We start from the raw sequence: 21,587 nt of genomic DNA on the forward strand, positions 1-21,587 counted from the left end.
TTAAACAATCACGCAAATAAAATGATACAATAATATAGCACAACAAACTAGTCCTATAAAAGGGGAGGAATTGGTAAGTTGGAAACTAGATTGATAAATGAACAATCTTTAATGATTTATTTTGATAATGAAATTACTAAAGATACATATAATAAAGTAAATAAATTAGTTCAATATATTAAGGAACAAAATCATAAAGAAATCATAGATATAGTACCTTCATATAGAGCTATTTTGATTTCGTTTGATAACACAAGTATTGATGGCACTAAATTAATTGAAAATTTAGAACTTAATCAATTTAATGACTCAGAATCAAATCAATTACAACAACGAAAAGTAGTAACAATACCCGTAGTTTATGGTGAAGAATTTGGACCTGATTTGGAAGAAGTTGCCTCTAGTAATCAATTAACAACTGAGGAAGTAATCCAGATACATACACAACAACCCTACTTAATATATATGTTAGGTTTTATGCCAGGATTTCCATACTTAGGTGGTCTAGACGAACGTATACATACACCTCGTCGTTCAGAGCCAAGAGTAAAAATTGAAGCAGGATCAGTTGGTATTGCGAATAACCAAACTGGTTTATATCCTTTAGATTCACCAGGTGGTTGGCAAATTATTGGACGTACGCCGCTAAAAGTATTTGATTTAGATAGAGAGCCAATGACAATCTATGAAGCTGGTGAATATATTCAATTTAAAGCGATTACACAAGATGAATTTGAACAAATTCAAGCAGATATTAATGCTGGAAATTTTGAATTAGATAAGTGGGTGACTTACGACAATGAGTATTAAAATTATAAAGCCAGGCTTGTTCACAACCGTTCAAGATGAAGGAAGAAAAGGCTATATGAATTTAGGTTTTTCGGAAGCTGGCGCACTTGATAAATTTAGCTATTTGATTGCTAAGCATCTAATCGGTAATGAAGGCCCTTCACTTGAATATACAATTGTAGGCCCATCTATACAATTTTTAAGTGATAATTCATTTACCATTACTGGTGGACAGTTTAATGCAAAATTAAACGGGAACCCTATACAGACACAAGTCATCTATGAAGTTCATCAAGGTGATATTTTGGAAATCGGTAATGCTATTAAAGGCGCTCGAGGTTACATTACATTTGGTCAACCATTGGATATACCAAAAGTTGCAAATAGTTATGCAACGCATACTAGAAGTAAAATGGGTGGCTTTAAAGGTCGTGCATTAAAGAAAGATGATGTCATAGATACAGTATCATTACCTAAATATAAGAAATATGTAGGTCAAGCTGCAGAAATAAATTTAAACTATGAAGACAATGTGATTCATATTGTCGAAGGGCCACAAATTGAAACTTTTTCAGAAGAGGCTAAAGCAAAATTAGTTGAAAATGAATTTATTATCTCAGATATGTCAGATAGAATGGGATTTCGCTTAAAAGGTGAAAGTATCCCACCCGAAGAATCTGCAGATATTATCTCTGAACCAGTAGCCTTAGGCAGTATCCAAGTTCCAAATGATGGAAACCCTATTGTATTATTAAATGATAAACAAACTGTTGGGGGCTATACAAAAATTGCAACAGTAACACAACTAGGATTAAATAAATTAGTTCAATTACAACCAGGAGAAGCTGTGCAATTTAAATGGATATCAATTGAAGATGCTATAAATGAATCTGCAACATTTAACGAGCAATTTGAAGACGAATTATCAAATATACAAAAACAACCGCTATACGAACTATCTATGTTAAGACAAACATCAAAAAAATTAGCGAATCTACTTAAAGGAGATATTTAATCAATGAATACTAAAAAAATAGAAGAAATCATTAAACTAGTCAAAGCTAATGATGTGAAAAAATTTAAATATAAAGATTTTGAAAGTGAAATTGAATTAGATTTTACAGAAGGACAAGTATTAGCACAGCCTACCAATGTACCTCAAGCTCAAAATGGTGCGACATCAAATGGTGTAAATCAACAAGATTCTCAAAAAACTGATGTTCAATCTGAAGAAAATGCGATCAAATCACCAATGGTCGGAACATTCTTTTTACAAGATAGTAAAGAATTAACAGAACCTCAAATTAAAGTCGGCGATAAAGTAGAAAAAGGCGATGTTATTGGTTACATTGAAGCTATGAAAGTAATGAATGAAGTTACTAGTGATATTGCTGGTGAAGTAGCTGAAATTGTTGTCGATCATGGAACTAATGTTGAATATGACCAAGTTTTAGTAACGTTGAAGTAAGGGGGTACAAGTAAATGTATCGATGTTTAATTGCAAACAGAGGGGAAATTGCTGTTAGAATTATTCGTGCCTGTAGAGAGATGGGCATTGAAACTGTAGCAGTATATGCTAAAGGAGATGAAGATAGCTTACATGTAGGATTAGCTGATCAAGCAGTTTGTATTGGTGAAGCAAATCCACTAGATAGTTATTTAAATATTCCTAGAATCATAGGTGCTGCAGAGGTAACTGGTGCGAATACTATTCATCCGGGATATGGATTTTTATCTGAGTCAACAACATTCGCTAAAGCTGTAGAAGATAATAATATCAATTTTATCGGACCTAATAAAACAACTATGGAAATGATGGGAGATAAAATTACAGCTAGACAAACTGTTGATGGTGCTGGAGTTCCTGTTATACCTGGTTCAACAGATGAAGTTAAAACTGTAGAAGAAATAAAAACACTGGCAGAAGACATTGGTTATCCTGTTGTTTTAAAAGCTGCAAGTGGTGGCGGTGGTAAAGGAATACGTATTGTTAAAGAACCTGACCATCTTGAAAAAGCGTTAAAAGAAGCTAAAAGTGAAGGACAAAAATACTTTAATGATGACCGAGTATATGTAGAAGCCTTTATTCCTGTTGCTAAACATGTTGAGGTTCAAATTATTGGAGATGGAAAAGATAATTTTGTTCATTTAGGAGAACGTGATTGTTCAGTACAAAGAAAAAATCAAAAATTAATTGAAGAATCTCCATGTGCTGCACTAACTGAGGAAAGACGCCAACGTATTTGTGATGATGCAGTTAAAGTTGCTCAAGCTTCAAATTACAGAAGTGCAGGTACGATTGAGTTTTTAGTTACTGAAGATGCACATTATTTCATTGAAATGAATGCAAGAATTCAAGTAGAACATACTGTTACAGAAATGCGTGCTGACAGAGATTTATTACTTGCACAACTTTATCTACTACAACATGATGAGCTTCCTTTTAAACAAGAAGACATTAAGTTTAATGGTCATGTAATTGAGGCAAGAATCAATGCTGAAAATCCTGAAAAGCATTTCCAACCAACACCAGGTAAAGTAAATGCATTACACTTACCACAAGGTTTTAACGTTAGAGTAGATTCACTTCTATATCCAGGATATAAAGTATCTCCTTATTATGATTCTTTAGTAGCAAAAGTAATTGTAAAAGGTGCAGATAGAGCTAGCGCAATTCAAAAGTTAAAAGTAACTTTAGATGAAATGGTTATCGATGGTTTTACAACAACAGCAGATTTCCTTTATGCAGTATTAAACTATCCTGCATATTCAGATGGAGACGCAAAAGATGTTGATATTAAATTCCTTGAAAAACATCAAATAAGTAAAGGAGTGGAATTATAATGCAAATTGATTTAAATTGCGATTTAGGCGAAGCATTTGGTAATTATTCTTTTGGTGGAGATAAAGATATTCTTCCTCTAATTACATCAGCAAACATTGCTTGTGGTTTTCATGCTGGTGATGCGAATGTAATGAATGAAACAATTCAATTAGCTAAAAAAAATAACATTGGTATAGGTGCACATCCTGGTTTACCTGATTTACAAGGTTTTGGTAGACGTAAATTAGATATGACACCTGATGAAATATATAACATTGTAGTATACCAATTAGGCGCATTAAATGGCTTTTGTCAAATACACGACGTTAAAATGAATCATGTTAAGCCTCATGGAGCATTGTACCAAATGGGTGCTAAAGATGAAGCTATAGCAAATGCTATTGCTAAAGCAGTTTATGATTTTGACTCAAGTCTTGTATTTGTTGGTTTAGCTAATACATTACTTATTTCAGAAGCAGAAAAAGTTGGATTAAAGACAGCTTCAGAAGTATTTGCTGATCGTCGATACGAAGATGATGGTCAACTTGTAAGTCGTAAAGAAGCGGATGCAGTGATTACTGATTCTGAAGAAGCATTGGAACAAGTTGTAAAAATGGTAACTGAGAATAAAGTCATTTCAAAAAATAATAAGGAAATCACTCTTCAAGCAGACACAATATGTGTTCATGGAGATGGCGCACATGCGCTTGAATTCGTAACAAAAATAAGAGAAAAATTAACGAAAGAAGGCATTGATATCCAAACTTTATAGGGGGTTTTTAGATGGGAGAAAAACTATCATCAAATCATAATGGGAAAGCTCAATTTACTAGAAATCATAAAAGGTTGTTATTAGGGTCTGTATTTTTGATGGCTACATCAGCTATCGGTCCAGCATTTTTAACACAAACAGCAGTATTTACTGCACAATTTTATGCTAGTTTTGCATTTGCTATTCTCATTTCTATAATTATTGATATTGGAGCTCAAATAAATATTTGGCGTGTACTTGTTGTAACTGGTTTAAGAGGCCAAGAAGTATCTAATAAAATACTGCCTGGTCTTGGAACAGTTGTCTCGATTTTAATTGCATTTGGGGGCTTAGCATTTAATATAGGTAATATAGCCGGAGCAGGTCTTGGACTAAATGCGATGTTTGGTTTAGATGTAAAATGGGGTGCTGCGATAACGGCTATTTTTGCTATTTTAATATTTGTTAGTAAAAGTGGTCAAAAAATTATGGATGTTGTGTCTATGATTTTAGGAGTTGTTATGATCCTTGTTGTAGCCTATGTCATGGTAGTGTCCAATCCACCTTATGGTGATGCACTAGTACATACATTTGCTCCTGAACATCCAATTAAGTTGATTTTACCAATTATCACACTTGTAGGTGGTACGGTTGGTGGTTACATAACTTTTGCTGGTGCCCATAGAATTTTAGATTCTGGTATAAAAGGTAAAGACTTTTTGCCGTTTGTGAATCATTCAGCTATTGCAGGTATTTTAACTACTGGTGTGATGCGTACTTTACTATTCTTGGCAGTTTTAGGTGTTGTTGTAACTGGTGTTACATTAAGTTCTGAGAATCCACCAGCTTCAGTGTTCGAACATGCGATTGGACCAATTGGTAAGAACATTTTTGGACTCGTTATTTTTGCAGCAGCAATGTCCTCTGTTATTGGATCAGCTTATACAAGCGCAACGTTCTTAAAGACAATGCATAAATCTTTGTTCAATAAAAATAATTTAATCGTTATTTCATTTATCGTTATTTCAACTTTAATCTTCTTGTTTATTGGTAAACCAGTTAGCTTATTAATCATAGCAGGCGTAATAAACGGTTGGATTTTACCGATTACATTAAGTGTAATTTTAATAGCGAGTAGAAAGAAATCGATTGTTGGTGATTATAAACACCCTACTTGGATGTTACTGTTCGGAATTATTGCAGTATTAGTAACTATCTTAACTGGCATCTTCTCATTGCAAGATTTAGCTAGTTTGTGGAAAGGCTAAGATTGTAATATTAAATTAAGATAATAAATATGCGTTAATATTATTCATTTAGTTAATAAATGTGTAGTATTAACGCTTTTTTTATAACTTAAAACATACGATTATATATTAGTTAAATACTAACCTATTGTCGTTGAAAGCTATAAAATGTGATAGAATAACAAATGCTAGTATAATAAGATAAGGTGGGACAATAATGATAGGTATTATTGGTGCAATGGAAGAAGAAGTTGCCATTTTAAAAGATAAATTAGTGAATTTAAGCGAAATTAATGTAGCTCATGTTAAATTCTATAAAGGTGAACTTAATCAAAAAGAAGTAGTCATTACTCAAAGTGGTATTGGCAAAGTTAATGCAGCTATTTCTACAACATTGTTAATCGAAAAATTTAATCCTAAATACATCCTAAATACAGGTTCAGCCGGAGCACTAGATGAAAACTTATCTATAGGAGACGTATTAATCAGTGATGATGTAGCTTACCATGATGCAGATGCTACAGCATTTGGCTATGCATTGGGTCAAATCCCACAAATGCCAGAAAAATATGAAGCAAATCAAAATTTAATAAATGAAACAATTGAAGTTGTAAAACAACAAAATTTAAATGCTAAAGTTGGGCTTATTGTAAGTGGTGATAGTTTCATAGGAAGTGCAGAACAAAGAAAAACGATAAAAACTCAATTTAGCGACGCAATGGCTGTTGAAATGGAAGCAACTGCTATCGCTCAAACATGTTATCAATTTAAAGTTCCATTTATTATTACGAGAGCTGTCTCTGATTTAGCTAATGGCGAAGCAGATATGACATTCGAGGAATTTTTAGGAAAAGCAGCTGTTTCATCAAGTGAAATGGTAGAATTATTAGTCGGAAAATTATAATTAAAGAGTAAAGGTGACAATTCAATGGGTATTATTAAACATTATTTTATGCCTAATGCATATGTAAAGTCAGTATTCGAAATCAATGTTGATAAATTGGCTGAAACTGGTGTAAAAGGTATTATCACAGATTTAGATAACACACTAGTAGGTTGGGATGTTGTCGCGCCAACTGAACAAATTAAACAATGGTTTAAAGAAGCAAGAGAAAAAGGCATACAAATCACAATTGTGTCAAACAACAATGAACAACGTGTAGGTGAATTTTCAAAAGATTTAAATGTAGATTTCATTTGTAAAGCTAGAAAACCGATGGGTAAAGCATTTAAAAAAGCAATTAATCAAATGAGCATCAAACCTAGTGAAACAGTGGTAGTTGGTGACCAAATGTTAACAGATGTTTTTGGTGGTAATCGTAATGGTTTATATACGATTATGGTTGTACCTGTTAAACGTACTGACGGGTTTATTACCAAGTTTAATCGCTTAATTGAAAGAAGATTATTAAATCACTTCAGGAAAAAAGGTTATATTAAATGGGAGGAAAATTGATTGAGTGATGAATTGAAATGTATAGGTTGCGGCGCACCATTGCAATCAGAAGATAAAAACGCACCAGGTTATGTACCGGAACATAATATGTTTAGAGAAGATGTTATTTGTAGAAGATGTTTTCGATTAAAAAATTATAATGAAGTACAAGATGTAGGACTTGATAGCGAAGATTTTTTAAATTTACTTTCTGGATTATCAGATAAAAGCGGTATCGTTGTTAATGTCGTAGATGTATTTGATTTTGAAGGTTCATTTATTAATGCAGTTAAACGCATTGTTGGTAATAAAAAAGTTATTTTAGTAGCTAACAAGATGGACTTACTTCCAAAACAAATTAACAAACGTCGTGTAAAAGAATGGTTGAAACGTTCTGCTAAGAAATACGGTCTTGAGTCTGAAGACGTTGTACTCATTTCAGCTGAAAAAGGACAGGGTATTGAAGATCTATTATATTCAATCAATAAACATCGTCAACAGGAAGATGTCTATATTGTAGGTACAACTAACGTAGGTAAATCAACATTAATTAATAAATTGATAGAGCTTAGTGTAGGTGAAAAAGATGTTGTCACAACGTCTAGATTCCCAGGAACTACATTAGATATGATAGATATTCCATTAGATGAAAAATCATTTATGTTTGATACACCTGGTATTATTCAATCACATCAAATGACTCACTTTGTCACAGAAAAAGAATTAAAATTAATTATGCCTAAAAAGGAAATCAAACAAAGAGTATATCAACTAAATGAAGGACAAACATTATTCTTTGGTGGTTTAGCTCGAATTGATTATGTTTCAGGTGGAAAAAGACCATTGATATGTTTCTTTTCAAATGAATTAAATATTCATAGAACTAAAACAGAAAAAGCCAATGATTTATGGAAAAATCATATTGGAGATTTGTTAACACCACCTCATGATCCTAATCAATTTAATATGAGTGAAATGAAAGCTGTTCGATTAGAAACAGGCAAAGAAAAACGAGACGTAATGATTTCTGGACTAGGATTTATTACAATTGATGCTGGTGCAAAAGTTATAGTTAGAGTACCTAAAAATGTAGATGTCATTTTAAGAAATTCGATATTATAAGGAGGGATAAACGTGAAATTTGCAGTAATTGGACATCCAATTTCACACTCTTTATCACCACTTATGCATACTGATAATTTTGCATCTTTGGGTTTGAATTATACTTATGAAGCAATTGATATACCTGAAGATCAATTTCATAACATTAAAGAAATAATTAAAGAAAGAAAATTAGATGGATTTAATGTTACGATCCCACATAAAGAACGTATTATTCCATTTTTAGATGAAATAGATTCACAATCTACAACTGTTGGTGCTGTTAATACAGTAATGGTACGTGACGGTAAATGGATTGGATACAATACAGATGGGATAGGTTATGTTACTGGCTTGCGTCAAGTTTATAATGATTTAGAAAATGCATATATATTAATTTTAGGCGCTGGTGGAGCTAGTAAGGGTATAGCAAATGAATTAACTAAATTTGTTCAACCGAAATTAACGATTGCTAACCGTTCGATGAAACGATTTGAGTCATGGCATTTAAATGTTAATCAGATAACTCTAGAACAGGCTGAATCCCACTTAGATGAGTTCGATATTATTATTAATACAACACCTGCTGGTATGGATAATAATCAAGAATTACCCATCAGTCTCAAGAATTTAAACACAGACACCTTAGTAAGTGATATCGTATATATTCCGTATAAAACACCAATTTTACTAGAAGCGGAAAATAAAGGTAATCCGATTTATAATGGATTAGACATGTTTGTATATCAAGGCGCTGAAAGTTTCAAAATATGGACTGGATACCAAGCCGATATTAAAATGATGAAACAATCAGTAATAGATAAATTAAAAGGAGTTTAATTATGTTAACTGGAAAACAAAAAAGATATTTACGTAGTTTAGCACATAATACTGATCCAACCTTCCAAATTGGTAAGGGTGGTATAAATGAAAATATGATTAACCAAATTGACGATACTTTAGAGAATCGCGAATTAATTAAGATACACGTATTACAAAATAATTTTGATGATAAATCAGAACTTGCTACTGCATTAAGTGATGCTACGAATAGTGAAGTTGTTCAAATCATAGGGTCTATGATTGTTTTATACAGAGAATCAAAGGATAATAAAGAAATTACGTTACCATAATGAAAAAGAAAATTATTTTATATGGTGGACAATTTAACCCGATTCATATCGCTCATATGATGGTAGCTAGTGAAGTGTATCATGTCATCAAGCCAGATGAATTTTATTTTTTACCAAGTTATATGTCTCCTTTAAAAGAACATTCTGATTTCCTAGAAGCATCACAACGCATTAAAATGATAGAGTTAGCAATTGCTACTTTAGGTTTTGGTAAAATTAGTGAAGAAGAAATAGAAAGAAAAGGGCAAAGCTATACTTATGATACGTTATCATCATTAATAAAGTCACATCCTAATAGTGAATTCTACTTCATTATAGGCACTGATCAATACGATCAATTAGATAAATGGTACAATATTGATGAATTAAAGAAATTGATTACATTTATAGTGGTTAATAGAGAGAAAGATGTACAGTCTGTTGAAGAAGATATGATATCTATCACTATTCCTAGAATGGATATTAGTTCTTCAATGATACGTGAACGTGTTAAAGCGAAACAGTCTATTCAAATATTAGTTCCTCAAAGCGTTGAACATTATATTCGAGAGGAAGGATTATATGAAAATTGAAAATGCTATAGAGTTAGTCAAAGAGAAATTGCCAGAAAAGCGATTTAAACATTCACTTAGAGTAGCAGAGACAGCTGTAAAATTAGCAGAAATCTATGATGGCGATAAAGATAAAGCTGAACTAGCTGGTGTACTTCATGATTATTGTAAATATGATGATTTAAGTACTATGTATCAAACAGTGAGACAGTATGATTTAGAATCTGATTTATTGAGTTACGGTGGAGAAATTTTGCATGGACCGGTTTGTTCAGCAATAATGGAAAATGACTTTGATGTCAAAGATGAAGAAGTTTTGTTAGCTATTAAATATCATACAACTGGTCGTCAACAAATGACAAAAACAGAAAAACTAGTATTTATAGCTGACTATATAGAGCCTGGTCGTAAGACTCCAGGAGTTGAAGAAATCAGAGATATGGCATACAATCAAGGTAGCTTAGATAAAACAATTTATGAAATTTCTAAGCGTACAGTACTATTTTTAATTCAAAAAGATATTACAGTTTACGGTGCTACGATTGCTTGTCTAAATTATTATAACTATAGTGATGAAAGAATAAAGGATGATTAAATGAATTCAGACAAATTGTTAAACATTGCTGTTGATGCAGCAGAGAACAAAAAAGCAGAAGATATTATTTCTCTTAATATGCAAGGTATCAGTGATATGACAGATTATTTTGTTGTATGTCATGGTAATAATGAACGTCAAGTTCAGTCAATTGCTAGAGCTGTAAAAGAAGCAGTTCATGAACATGATATCGATGTTAAACGAATGGAAGGTTATCAAGATGCAAGATGGGTTCTAATTGACCTTGCCAATGTAGTTGTTCATATCTTCCATAAAGATGAACGATCTTATTATAATATTGAGAAATTATATCAAGATGCTCCAATCGAATCATACGGACAGGTTGTTTACTAATTATGTCTCAATATGAAGAAATGAGTTTGGTTTATGATCAACTCACACAAGATCAACCTTATGAATCATGGTTTGATATAGTTCAATTTTATGCTAATCATCATGCCGATATCCTTGATATTGGATGTGGTACAGGTACATTAACATGTATGTTAAATGATTTAGGAAATGTTAGTGGCATGGATATTAGTCCGGATATGCTTTCCATTGCCTCTCAAAAATCTAATCAAATCAATTGGTTAGAAGGAGACATGACGAATTTTCAATTAGATCATCAATTTGATATTGTTACTATTTTTTGTGATTCATTAAACTATTTACCTACATTAGACAATGTTGAAGATACTTTTAAATGTGTTTATAACCATTTGAAAGATAACGGTTTGTTAATATTTGATGTACATACCGTTGCTAAAATGACTACATTATTTAGTGACCAAAGTTATATAGATGAAGCAGAACATTTATTTTTAGGATGGGATGCTCTAAAAGGCGCGGAACCATTAAGCGTTATTCATCAAATGTCATTTTTTATTGAAAGAGAAAATGGTTTATATCAAAGATTTGACGAAGAACATTATCAACGTACATTTGAAAAAGATGTATATACTCAATTATTGGAAAAATGTGGATTAACTTTAGTCAAAACGTTTACAGATTTCAATATGAATCAAGATGATGAACAGGCAGATCGATTATTTTTTGTAGCTCAAAAACATTAAATATAAAGTAAAATCACGCTGACATACGTTAATTAGTATGAAGGGGTGATTTTTTGCTTTCTAAATTAAAACAATTAATAAAGATTTTGACACCGTATCAACTATATATTGGAATTGGAATAGCAATTATTTTTATAGCAGTTTTATCTTATTCTATGAATCATAATGAAGACAAAAGTCAACAAACATATGTTGAATCAAATACAGATAGTTATAGTAATAAAACAGATAAAAAAGAAACTTTATCTAAACGTCATCAAGGCGAAACTAAAGATTCTGATGCAAAAAAGGAAAATAAAGTTATATACGTTGACATAAAGGGGGCAGTAAAGCATCCCAATGTATATAAAATGAACAGTTCTGATAGAATCATTGACTTGTTAAAGAAAGCCCAATTAAGTAATAATGCTGATACTAAACAAATTAATTTATCAGAAAAATTAATAGACCAAAAGTTAATTTACATACCTGAAAAGGGAGAAAAGACTTCTCAAAATATACAAGAACAAATTACAAGTAATACGGTTGATAGTACACAATCAACTATTAATTTGAATGTAGCGACAGAAGAGCAATTATTGAAAGTTCCTGGTATAGGTCCTTCTAAAGCCAAAGAAATTATAGATTATAAAAATAAAAATGGTGCTTTTAATAGTATAGAAGATTTAAAAAACATAAAAGGATTTGGACCAAAAACATTTGAAAAATTAAAGGCTTATTTTACTGTGTAATAAGAGTTGCATTTGCATTATGATTTTAAAATGAGTAAGCTATAATTATTATTTTAATTAAGTACGATGGAGGCATAGATCATCATGGAAAGAATAAAATGGGAAGAATATTTTATGGCACAAAGCCACTTATTAGCATTAAGATCAACTTGTCAAAGATTATCGGTTGGCGCGACGATAGTTAAAGACAACCGTATTATTGCAGGCGGTTATAATGGATCCGTAGCTGGTGAAGTACATTGTATTGATGAGGGTTGTTTGATTGAAGATGGCCATTGTATAAGAACTATTCATGCTGAGATGAATGCGTTATTACAATGTGCAAAGCAAGGTGTATCGACTGAAGGTGCAACAATTTATGTCACACATTTCCCATGTCTTAATTGTACAAAATCAATCATTCAAGCAGGAATAAAGACGATTTATTACGCTGAAGATTACCATAATCACGAGTATGCCATGAAGTTACTGGATCAATCTGGAATAGAATACAAAAAAATTCCATTTTCACCAGATTATGTTGCAAAGTATTTAACTCAAGGTTAAGTTTATTGTTTTATATTGCAATATCATTTCTAGTAGGGATACTTTGGTTATTTAACAAAGTGCTCTCTACTTTTATACTTTGTATGCTAATGTTTCTATTAATAAGAAAAAATGTAATTAAGCAATATCTATTCTTGGTATGTATCTCAGTATTACTTAGTGTTTTAATGTTAAATTTAGCACTTACTAAACATAAACAAGAAATGCAAAATATTAAGAATAGTAAACATATTAATGAAGCAGTAACTTTTATTAAATTAAACAAAGAAAGTAATATCTATAAAGGACTCCTTGAATGGCATGACCACAATGTAAAGTTTTATTACAGACATCAAGGTGATTATAATCGATTGAATATTGATAATTATAGATGTGCTATAAATGGAGATTTACAGTTATTAAATTCGAATCAGCCTATAATATTTATTAAACAGATAGATTTAAATAGTTGTACACAAAATAAGAAAATTAATCCTATAGCCAAACATCAAAGTTATATTCAGAATCAAATGAGTAAAACAAAAAATGTTTATCACGATAGGTTACTAGCTTTGATTACTGGTGACACATCAACATTAAATCAATCATTTATTGACGATGTTAAAGAAATAGGAATTTATCATTTACTTGCAGTAAGTGGTTCACATGTTGCTGCAATTATTTATTTAGTACATTCCGCTTTTGTGAGATTGAACACACCATATTTATTAATTAAGCTTTTACTTCTACTTATATTACCTCTATATGCTTTTTATACTGATTTTGCTCCTAGCGCAGTTAGATCTATATTAGTCGGCATTATTATACTCATTCTTCCTAGACAGTTTAAAAGCAAACCATTAAATATACTCTCTTTTATTTTTATATTAATGTATTTTATCAATCCACTAATAGTTTTTGATATTGGTTTTCAGTTTAGCTTTTTTATTTCATTCTTCCTTATAATTTCTACACCATTATTAAAGGAACTTACTGGGCTAAAATTATTAACGTCAGTGACTTTTATAGCTCAATTAGGCGCGTTAATAATTACTGTCTACCATTTTAATCAAATTCAATGGATAGGATTAGTTTCAAATTTAATTTTCGTACCTTTATATAGCATTATTATCTTTCCGCTAGCGATTATATTTTTCTTTCTTAGCCACTTCACAACCCACTTATTACTTTTAAATACAGTATTAAATTATAGTTACCGTATACATGATCAATTTCTTTCTTTATTTCTTTCATTAAAGTACATTAGAATTTTTGTTCCTGAGTTAAATACTTTCTCAATAGTGTTTTTAATAATGTCTATGTTCATTTCATTATTTTTATTCGTTAATAGAAATATTTTAACGTCTGTTTCGATAATTTTTCTTAGTATTATAATAATTATATATACAACGAGGCCTTCAGAAACAGAGTTAACAATGTTAGATGTTGGTCAGGGAGACAGCATTTTATTTCATACTGAGTACAATCTAAATATTATGATTGACACTGGTGGGAAACTAACTGACAGCCACACTAAATCTAATAATAATATAGCCAAATATAAGATTTTACCAAGTTTAAAAGCTAAGGGGATATCTACAATTGATTATTTAATTATTACACATCCTCATTTAGACCACATGGGTGAATTACCATATTTAAGTAATCATATAAACATCAAAAATATTATTATAGAGCCATCAAGTTATCCTAAAGATGTCCTAGCAAATATTAAAAGTATTTGTCAGTTAAATGGTATCAATTTCATGGATATTAACTTACTCAATTCTTTAGCTATTAAAGATGGGAAACTTGAATTTTTAGACACTTATATTCAAGAAAGCGACGATAAAAATGAACACTCAATTGTTACATTATTAAAATATAAAAATAAAACTATTTTACTTACTGGTGATATGACTATTAATAATGAGGAACTACTGTTAAATCGATATCAATTACCTAAAATAGATATTTTGAAAGTTGCGCATCATGGCAGTAAAACAAGTAATTCTGCAAATTTAATACAACACATAACTCCAAAAATCAGTCTTATATCAAGTGGTAAAGTTAATAAATATCATTTGCCAAATCAAGAAGTAATTACACGGTTACGTCAATCTGGAAGTAAAGTTTTAGATACCCAAATAAACGGGGAGATAACTGTTAAACTAGATTCAAATTTATCAATATCAACTAAGCAACAAAAATAAATTGGTAGAGGTTAGAGTTTATTACGTGATATAATTTCTTAATGTGAACTATATGGAAAGGGTGTAATGCATGTCTGACAATATCATTATGGTATATGGAGAGGTACCAGACTTAGTTGAGAAAAAGAGTTCAGAAATGATAAATAAATATTTACAATCAGAAAAAGATGACTTCAACTATGTGAAATATAATTTATATGAAACTGAAATTACACCAATCATTGAAGAAGCATTAACAATGCCATTTTTTTCAGATAAAAAGGCAATTTTAGTTCAGAATGCATATGTCTTTACGGGTGAAAAGGTTACCAAAGAATTGAATCAAAATACCGACCAATTACTTGAATTTATTGAAAAATATGATGGTGAAAACCTTATAGTTTTTGAAGTATTTCAAAATAAATTAGATGAACGAAAAAAATTAACCAAAACACTTAAGAAAAATGGACAATTAAAAAAAGTTGAACAAATGTCTGAAGAAGAAATAAAAAAATGGATTCAATCAAAATTAAATGATAATTTTAAGGACATCAAACAAGACGCACTAAATTATATGATTGAGTTAACCGGTATTAATTTCAATATTATCTCACAAGAATTAGATAAATTAATGCTATTTTTAGGTGATAGACCGACTATAAATAAAGACGATGTGAATCAAATCATTAATCGTAGTTTAGAACAAAATGTATTTCTGTTAACAGAATATATTCAAAAACGCCAAAAAAATAAAGCAATACAACTGGTCAAAGATTTAATTAATATGAAGGAAGAACCAATTAAATTATTAGCATTGATAACTAGTAATTATAGGTTATATTACCAATGTAAGATTTTAAGTCAAAAAGGATATAGTGGGCAACAAATAGCTAAAACAGTCAATGTCCATCCATATAGAGTGAAATTAGCATTGGGGCAGGTAAGACATTATCAGTTAGAAGATCTTTTAAATATTATAAATTCTTGTGCAGAAACTGATTATAAATTGAAATCTTCATATATGGATAAACAACTGATTTTAGAATTGTTTATTTTATCATTATAAGATTGATTGGTTATTACATAAAAAAATAAAAGCTAGTTCGACCTATTAGGCGAACTAGCTTTTATTTATAATTATTTGTTAGCGCTCATCAATTGTGATTTTACGCGATCAGCTTTGTTAGAGTGGATTAAGTTGCTTTGAGCAGCTTTATCTAATTGCTTAATAGCAAAGCTTACTAATTCATTTTTGTTATCGGCATTTGTCTCAATAGCTGATTTCGCACGTTTAACTGCTGTACGCATAGTATTTTTCTTAGAAATATTACGTTCTTCAGCAGTTTGAGTTGTTTTAACACGTTTAACTGCAGATTTAATGTTTGGCATTACTGTCACCTCCTAAAAGTGAACTAACTTATCAAATTAAATTATATTTGATTACAACAAGAAATATTTTATCAAATGTACTATCTTTGTGCAATCATTTATTTAATGGCTATGCTAATAAATGAATATCACATTATAGTATTGGAATTAAGTTCATTACACTTTATAATAAAGTATGCAAGATTAAACCTAAACCAATATAAGTATTAGTTTATCAAAGTAAATGGTTTATTTAAACGATTAATTAGATGTTTGCATTTACAATTTAAAAACGTTATCATATCAAAGATGTACAAATACGGGTTATAAATATGAAAGTGAGAAGGATATAATGGATAAGCAAGAACGATACAATAGAAGAGATAAGATTAGAAATTTCTCTATTATAGCTCATATAGACCACGGTAAATCTACCTTAGCTGATAGAATTCTTGAAAATACGAAATCAGTAGAAACTAGAGATATGCAAGATCAATTGTTAGATTCAATGGATTTAGAAAGAGAACGTGGTATCACAATTAAATTAAATGCTGTTAGATTAAAATACGAAGCTAAAGATGGAGAAACATATACATTCCATTTAATCGATACACCTGGACATGTCGATTTTACATATGAAGTTTCAAGATCATTGGCTGCATGTGAAGGTGCTATTTTAGTAGTCGACGCTGCACAAGGTATAGAAGCACAAACACTAGCTAATGTATACCTAGCTTTAGATAATAACTTAGAACTATTACCAGTAGTTAATAAAATTGATCTTCCAGCAGCTGAACCTGAAAGAGTTAAGCAAGAACTTGAAGATGTTATTGGTCTTGACCAAGATGATGTAGTTCTTGCAAGTGCAAAATCTAATATTGGTATTGAAGAAATTCTTGAAAAAATTGTAGAAGTTGTCCCACCACCTGAAGGAGACCCAGAAGCTCCATTAAAAGCATTAATTTTTGATTCAGAATATGATCCGTACCGCGGTGTTATTTCATCAATTAGAATTATTGATGGCGTAGTAAAAGCTGGAGATAAGATTAAAATGATGGCAACAGGTAAAGAATTTGAAGTGACTGAAGTAGGTATTAATACTCCAAAACAACTACCTGTGGACGAATTAACTGTCGGTGATGTTGGTTATATCATTGCAAGTATTAAAAATGTTGATGATTCACGTGTCGGTGATACTATTACTTTAGCGAATAGACCTGCTGAGAAACCATTACAAGGTTATAAAAAAATGAATCCAATGGTTTATTGTGGTTTATTCCCAATTGATAATAAAAATTATAATGATTTACGTGAAGCGCTTGAAAAACTACAATTAAACGATGCTTCATTAGAATTCGAACCAGAATCATCACAAGCCTTAGGTTTTGGTTATAGAACTGGATTCTTAGGTATGTTACACATGGAAATCATTCAAGAAAGAATCGAACGTGAATTTGGAATTGAATTGATTGCAACTGCTCCATCAGTAATTTATCAATGTATACTAAAAGATGGATCTGAAGTCACAGTTGATAACCCAGCACAAATGCCTGAACGTGATCGTATAGAAAAAATTTATGAACCATATGTTAGAGCAACAATGATGGTACCTAATGATTATGTGGGTGCAGTCATGGAACTATGTCAACGTAAGCGTGGCCAATTTGTTAATATGGATTACTTAGATGACATTCGAGTTAACATCGTTTATGAAATTCCTTTATCAGAAGTTGTATTTGATTTCTTTGATCAACTTAAATCTAATACTAAAGGTTATGCATCATTTGATTACGAATTTATTGAAAATAAAGAAAGTGATTTAGTTAAAATGGACATCCTACTTAATGGTGAAAAAGTAGATGCGCTTAGCTTTATAGTCCACAAAGAATTTGCATATGAACGTGGTAAATCACTAGTTGAAAAATTAAAAACATTAATCCCTAGACAACAATTCGAAGTACCTGTACAAGCTGCAATTGGTCAAAAAATAGTAGCACGTACAAACATTAAATCTATGGGTAAAAACGTATTATCTAAATGTTATGGTGGGGACATTAGTCGTAAACGTAAACTTTTAGAAAAACAAAAAGCTGGTAAAGCTAAAATGAAAGCTGTTGGTAATGTAGAGATTCCTCAAGATGCATTCTTAGCAGTACTTAAAATGGATGAAGAATAATAATGACGTTATTAAGTGTGATTTTGTATTTAAAAACACTTTTTAATTAAGATTTAAATATTTACATTTGATACGAGGTGGGACCAGAATTGATTTTTAACTTAATTCTATCCCGCCTCTAATTTTTTAATAAAAATAAAGTCATATCTTGTGGAGGAATTAAATTGACCATACAAAGTGCTTATATTCATATACCGTTTTGTGTCAGAATATGTACTTATTGTGATTTCAATAAATATTTTATTGATAAGCAACCAGTTGATGACTATTTGGATTCATTACTATTAGAAATGGAAAGACATACTAAACATTCAAATACCAATTTAAAAACGATGTATGTTGGTGGAGGTACGCCAACTGCATTGAATATAGATCAACTTACAAAATTATTATCAGGAATCAATAATCTATTTAATATTGAAGGCGAATACAGCTTTGAGGCAAATCCAGATGAACTTACATTTGAGAAAGTGAAATTACTAAAATCTTATGGTGTAAATCGCATATCAATGGGAGTACAAACGTTCAAACCAGAACTACTAAATATTTTAGGAAGAACACATAAAACCGAAGATATTTATAATGCAGTTAAAAATGCTAGAGATGCTGGTATAGAATCTATTAGTTTAGATTTAATGTATCATTTACCACAACAAACTCTTCAAGATTTTGAAAATAGTTTAGATTTAGCAATGCAAATGGATATTGATCATATATCTAGTTATGGACTCATACTAGAACCCAAAACCCAATTTTATAATATGTATAGGAAAGGTCATCTCAAACTACCTAACGAAGATTTAGGTGCAGAAATGTATCAATTATTAATGCATAAAATTGAAAATTCAAGATTCCATCAATATGAGATTTCAAATTTTGCTATTGAAGGACACGAATCTGAACACAATAAAGTTTATTGGTTAAATGAGGAATATTATGGTTTCGGTGCGGGCGCAAGTGGATATACAAATGGAGTACGTTATACAAATGTTAACCCTGTTAATCATTATATTAAAGCTATTAAAAATGAAGAAGTACCTCTTCTTACTCAAACTGAACCAACTATAAATGAGCAAATGGAAGAAGAGATGTTTTTAGGACTAAGATTAAATCAAGGCGTTAGTATGACTAAATTCAATGAGAAGTTTAATACATCAATTGAAAATGTATTTGGTCAAACTATTAATGATTTAAAAAATAGAAAGTTGATTGAGGAAAAATCAGATTATATTTATCTTACGGAGAGAGGTAAAGTCATTGGTAACGAGGTTTTTGAAGCATTTTTATTAAATATCTAAAATAAATTTAAATTTCTAATGCTTTAACGTTGACTTACTTTGACCAATTTGATAAATTATAATTAGCACTTAAGAGAAAAGAGTGCTAATGAGGTGAAAACATGATAACAGATAGACAATTAAGCATTCTTAATGCAATTGTTGAAGATTATGTTGATTATGGACAACCCATTGGTTCTAAAACTTTAATTGATCGTCACGACTTAAATGTAAGTCCAGCGACAATTCGGAATGAAATGAAACAACTGGAAGATATGGATTTCATTGAAAAGGTTCATACATCTTCAGGAAGGTCACCATCCGAATTAGGTTTTAGATACTATGTAAATCAATTATTAGAACAAACATCTCATCAAAACTCAAACAAAATTCAACGTTTAAATCAGTTAATGATTGAGAATCATTATGATACTTCTTCTGCATTAACGTATTTTGCAAATGAACTATCTATGATGTCTCAATATGCAACGTTGGTTGTTCGTCCCAACCATAATCAAGACATTATTAATAATATTCATTTGATTCGAGCAAATAATCATTTAATAATAATGATTTTAGTATTTTCATCAGGCTATGTTGAAAATGTGCATCTTACATCTGAATTACCTTTAACTAATGATGAATTGAATAAGATATCCAATTTCCTATCAAATCAATATAATAAGTTAATTAAAGGTCAAATTGATGAAATAGAAAGATTCGCACAAACTCAAAATGAAGCACAATTCATTAAAGAATTAGTTAAAATGATGAATTTACACATTTCCAATCAAAGTAATAGCATTTACATGGGTGGAAAGGTTAAACTGATTGATGCATTGAATGAATCTAATGTATCTTCTATTCAACCAATTTTGCAGTATATCGAATCAAATAGAATTATTGAATTATTAGATGATATATCCAATTCTCAAATCAATGTAAAAATTGGTAAAGAAATAGATGAAAATTTAAGTGATATATCAATAGTATCAACACAGTATCACTTTGATGAGAAACTCAAAGGTCAAATTGCGGTTATTGGACCAACTGCGATGCATTATCAAAATGTAATTCAATTACTTAACCGAATTTGGTAACGTAATTAGAATTGTATTGGAGGGCACAAAATGACAGAAAAAGATGAATCAGTGAAACAAAATACTGAAACAGAAACAGACAACCAAACAACAGATACACAATCTGAAGAAACAGCGACTTCAGTTGATAACACTGAATCTAATAATACGCAAGATGTAGAAACGCAAGAAGAATCAAACAATGAAACAGTTTCTTCTGAAGAAACTGATAATGAAAGCATTGATCCAAAAGATCAAGAAATTAATGACTTACAAAAGTTAGCAAATGACAACGAAGAGAAATATTTAAGATTATATGCTGAATTTGAAAACTATAAACGTAGAATTCAGAACGAAAATAAAATCAATAAAATGTATCAATCTCAAGGTGTACTAACAGATATTTTACCAACTATCGACAATATTGAACGTGCACTACAAATTGAAGGTGAAGATGAATCATTTAAATCACTTCAAAAAGGCGTTCAAATGGTTCATGAAAGTCTGTTAAGAGCCTTAAAAGACAATGGTCTTGAAGAAATTGAATCTGAAGGACAAGAATTTGACCCTAATGTACACCAGGCAGTAGTTCAAGATGACAATCCTGAATATGGTTCAGGTATTATCACTCAAGAACTACAAAAAGGGTACAAATTAAAAGATAGAGTATTAAGACCATCAATGGTTAAAGTAAACCAATAATATTGGCGAAAAAACATTGAAAACATAAATATAAC

At 30.6% G+C, this 21,587-nt stretch carries 24 protein-coding genes; 23 read left to right on the plus strand and 1 reads right to left on the minus strand.

The genetic code is table 11. The annotated features are described in order from the left end of the window. Positions 1-78 precede the first annotated feature (78 nt). From pxpB to holA, 19 genes are all read left to right on the plus strand, one after another. The gene (pxpB, locus tag Q4528_RS04255; RefSeq protein WP_046466756.1) at positions 79-810 is read left to right on the plus strand and encodes a 5-oxoprolinase subunit PxpB; all 732 of its coding nucleotides are present in this window, start codon (positions 79-81) and stop codon (positions 808-810) included. Continuing rightward, positions 800-1,804: a 5-oxoprolinase subunit C family protein gene (locus tag Q4528_RS04260; RefSeq protein WP_046466755.1), complete on the plus strand. Its 1,005-nt coding sequence runs from the start codon at positions 800-802 to the stop codon at positions 1,802-1,804. The genes pxpB and Q4528_RS04260 overlap by 11 nt, the downstream gene beginning before the upstream one ends. 3 nt (positions 1,805-1,807) lie before the next feature. Further along, the gene (locus Q4528_RS04265) at positions 1,808-2,257 is read left to right on the plus strand and encodes an acetyl-CoA carboxylase biotin carboxyl carrier protein (RefSeq protein ID WP_029055716.1); all 450 of its coding nucleotides are present in this window, start codon (positions 1,808-1,810) and stop codon (positions 2,255-2,257) included. A gap of 14 nt (positions 2,258-2,271) precedes the next feature. Next, positions 2,272-3,633 (plus strand): acetyl-CoA carboxylase biotin carboxylase subunit, encoded by a 1,362-nt coding sequence (locus tag Q4528_RS04270; protein WP_303520673.1) that lies wholly within the window; start codon positions 2,272-2,274, stop codon positions 3,631-3,633. Further along, positions 3,633-4,385, plus strand: coding sequence for a 5-oxoprolinase subunit PxpA (gene pxpA / locus Q4528_RS04275; protein WP_017637092.1), 753 nt, complete (start codon positions 3,633-3,635; stop codon positions 4,383-4,385). The genes Q4528_RS04270 and pxpA overlap by 1 nt, the downstream gene beginning before the upstream one ends. A gap of 11 nt (positions 4,386-4,396) precedes the next feature. Further along, positions 4,397-5,632 carry an NRAMP family divalent metal transporter gene (locus Q4528_RS04280; RefSeq protein ID WP_046466754.1) on the plus strand — a complete coding sequence of 412 codons (1,236 nt, stop codon included), beginning with the start codon at positions 4,397-4,399 and terminating at the stop codon, positions 5,630-5,632. Between the two features lie 196 nt (positions 5,633-5,828). Further along, complete coding sequence (gene mtnN / locus Q4528_RS04285) at positions 5,829-6,515, plus strand: 5'-methylthioadenosine/S-adenosylhomocysteine nucleosidase (RefSeq protein ID WP_046466753.1); 687 nt, start codon at positions 5,829-5,831, stop codon at positions 6,513-6,515. Positions 6,516-6,539: 24 nt separating this feature from the next. After that, on the plus strand, positions 6,540-7,067 hold the full coding sequence (locus Q4528_RS04290) for a YqeG family HAD IIIA-type phosphatase (protein ID WP_046466752.1): 528 nt from the start codon (positions 6,540-6,542) through the stop codon (positions 7,065-7,067). Continuing rightward, on the plus strand, positions 7,068-8,168 hold the full coding sequence (yqeH, locus tag Q4528_RS04295) for a ribosome biogenesis GTPase YqeH (RefSeq protein ID WP_046466751.1): 1,101 nt from the start codon (positions 7,068-7,070) through the stop codon (positions 8,166-8,168). Between the two features lie 12 nt (positions 8,169-8,180). Further along, positions 8,181-8,987 (plus strand): shikimate dehydrogenase, encoded by an 807-nt coding sequence (gene aroE, locus Q4528_RS04300; protein ID WP_029055721.1) that lies wholly within the window; start codon positions 8,181-8,183, stop codon positions 8,985-8,987. Between the two features lie 2 nt (positions 8,988-8,989). Next, complete coding sequence (gene yhbY, locus Q4528_RS04305) at positions 8,990-9,280, plus strand: ribosome assembly RNA-binding protein YhbY (RefSeq protein ID WP_017637098.1); 291 nt, start codon at positions 8,990-8,992, stop codon at positions 9,278-9,280. Then, complete coding sequence (locus Q4528_RS04310; RefSeq protein ID WP_046466750.1) at positions 9,280-9,852, plus strand: nicotinate-nucleotide adenylyltransferase; 573 nt, start codon at positions 9,280-9,282, stop codon at positions 9,850-9,852. Before yhbY ends, Q4528_RS04310 begins: the two co-directional genes overlap by 1 nt. Continuing rightward, positions 9,842-10,426 (plus strand): bis(5'-nucleosyl)-tetraphosphatase (symmetrical) YqeK, encoded by a 585-nt coding sequence (yqeK, locus tag Q4528_RS04315; RefSeq protein WP_017637100.1) that lies wholly within the window; start codon positions 9,842-9,844, stop codon positions 10,424-10,426. Before Q4528_RS04310 ends, yqeK begins: the two co-directional genes overlap by 11 nt. Further along, positions 10,427-10,780, plus strand: a complete 354-nt coding sequence (gene rsfS, locus Q4528_RS04320; protein ID WP_029055723.1) for a ribosome silencing factor — start codon at positions 10,427-10,429, stop codon at positions 10,778-10,780. A gap of 2 nt (positions 10,781-10,782) precedes the next feature. Beyond that, positions 10,783-11,502, plus strand: a complete 720-nt coding sequence (locus Q4528_RS04325; RefSeq protein ID WP_017637102.1) for a class I SAM-dependent DNA methyltransferase — start codon at positions 10,783-10,785, stop codon at positions 11,500-11,502. A gap of 53 nt (positions 11,503-11,555) precedes the next feature. After that, positions 11,556-12,233: a helix-hairpin-helix domain-containing protein gene (locus Q4528_RS04330; protein ID WP_046466749.1), complete on the plus strand. Its 678-nt coding sequence runs from the start codon at positions 11,556-11,558 to the stop codon at positions 12,231-12,233. 84 nt (positions 12,234-12,317) lie between these two features. Further along, entirely contained in the window at positions 12,318-12,779 is a 462-nt protein-coding gene (locus Q4528_RS04335; RefSeq protein ID WP_017637104.1) for a ComE operon protein 2, read from the plus strand. A gap of 89 nt (positions 12,780-12,868) precedes the next feature. Then, positions 12,869-14,971, plus strand: coding sequence for a DNA internalization-related competence protein ComEC/Rec2 (locus Q4528_RS04340; RefSeq protein ID WP_237450844.1), 2,103 nt, complete (start codon positions 12,869-12,871; stop codon positions 14,969-14,971). A 70-nt stretch (positions 14,972-15,041) separates the two neighbouring features. Next, positions 15,042-16,016 carry a DNA polymerase III subunit delta gene (gene holA, locus Q4528_RS04345; RefSeq protein WP_046466747.1) on the plus strand — a complete coding sequence of 325 codons (975 nt, stop codon included), beginning with the start codon at positions 15,042-15,044 and terminating at the stop codon, positions 16,014-16,016. 71 nt (positions 16,017-16,087) lie between these two features. Here holA and rpsT read toward each other — a convergent pair whose 3' ends face one another. Next, positions 16,088-16,339 carry a 30S ribosomal protein S20 gene (gene rpsT / locus Q4528_RS04350; protein ID WP_002451849.1) on the minus strand — a complete coding sequence of 84 codons (252 nt, stop codon included), beginning with the start codon at positions 16,337-16,339 and terminating at the stop codon, positions 16,088-16,090. 331 nt (positions 16,340-16,670) lie between these two features. On the opposite strand from rpsT, the gene lepA reads away from it, so the two are divergent. The 4 genes from lepA (at position 16,671) to grpE (ending at position 21,552) form a co-directional block, all read left to right on the plus strand. Further along, positions 16,671-18,494: a translation elongation factor 4 gene (gene lepA, locus Q4528_RS04355; protein ID WP_046466746.1), complete on the plus strand. Its 1,824-nt coding sequence runs from the start codon at positions 16,671-16,673 to the stop codon at positions 18,492-18,494. Between the two features lie 164 nt (positions 18,495-18,658). Further along, positions 18,659-19,792 (plus strand): radical SAM family heme chaperone HemW, encoded by a 1,134-nt coding sequence (hemW, locus tag Q4528_RS04360; RefSeq protein ID WP_046466745.1) that lies wholly within the window; start codon positions 18,659-18,661, stop codon positions 19,790-19,792. 101 nt (positions 19,793-19,893) lie between these two features. Then, the gene (gene hrcA, locus Q4528_RS04365; RefSeq protein ID WP_017636289.1) at positions 19,894-20,871 is read left to right on the plus strand and encodes a heat-inducible transcriptional repressor HrcA; all 978 of its coding nucleotides are present in this window, start codon (positions 19,894-19,896) and stop codon (positions 20,869-20,871) included. A 30-nt stretch (positions 20,872-20,901) separates the two neighbouring features. Beyond that, a complete protein-coding gene (gene grpE, locus Q4528_RS04370; RefSeq protein ID WP_017636288.1) occupies positions 20,902-21,552 on the plus strand; it encodes a nucleotide exchange factor GrpE in 651 nt (216 codons plus the stop codon). Positions 21,553-21,587 lie beyond the last annotated feature (35 nt).

Source organism: Staphylococcus pasteuri (assembly GCF_030547725.1).
In the GTDB taxonomy this organism is placed as follows: Bacteria; Bacillota; Bacilli; order Staphylococcales; family Staphylococcaceae; genus Staphylococcus; species Staphylococcus pasteuri.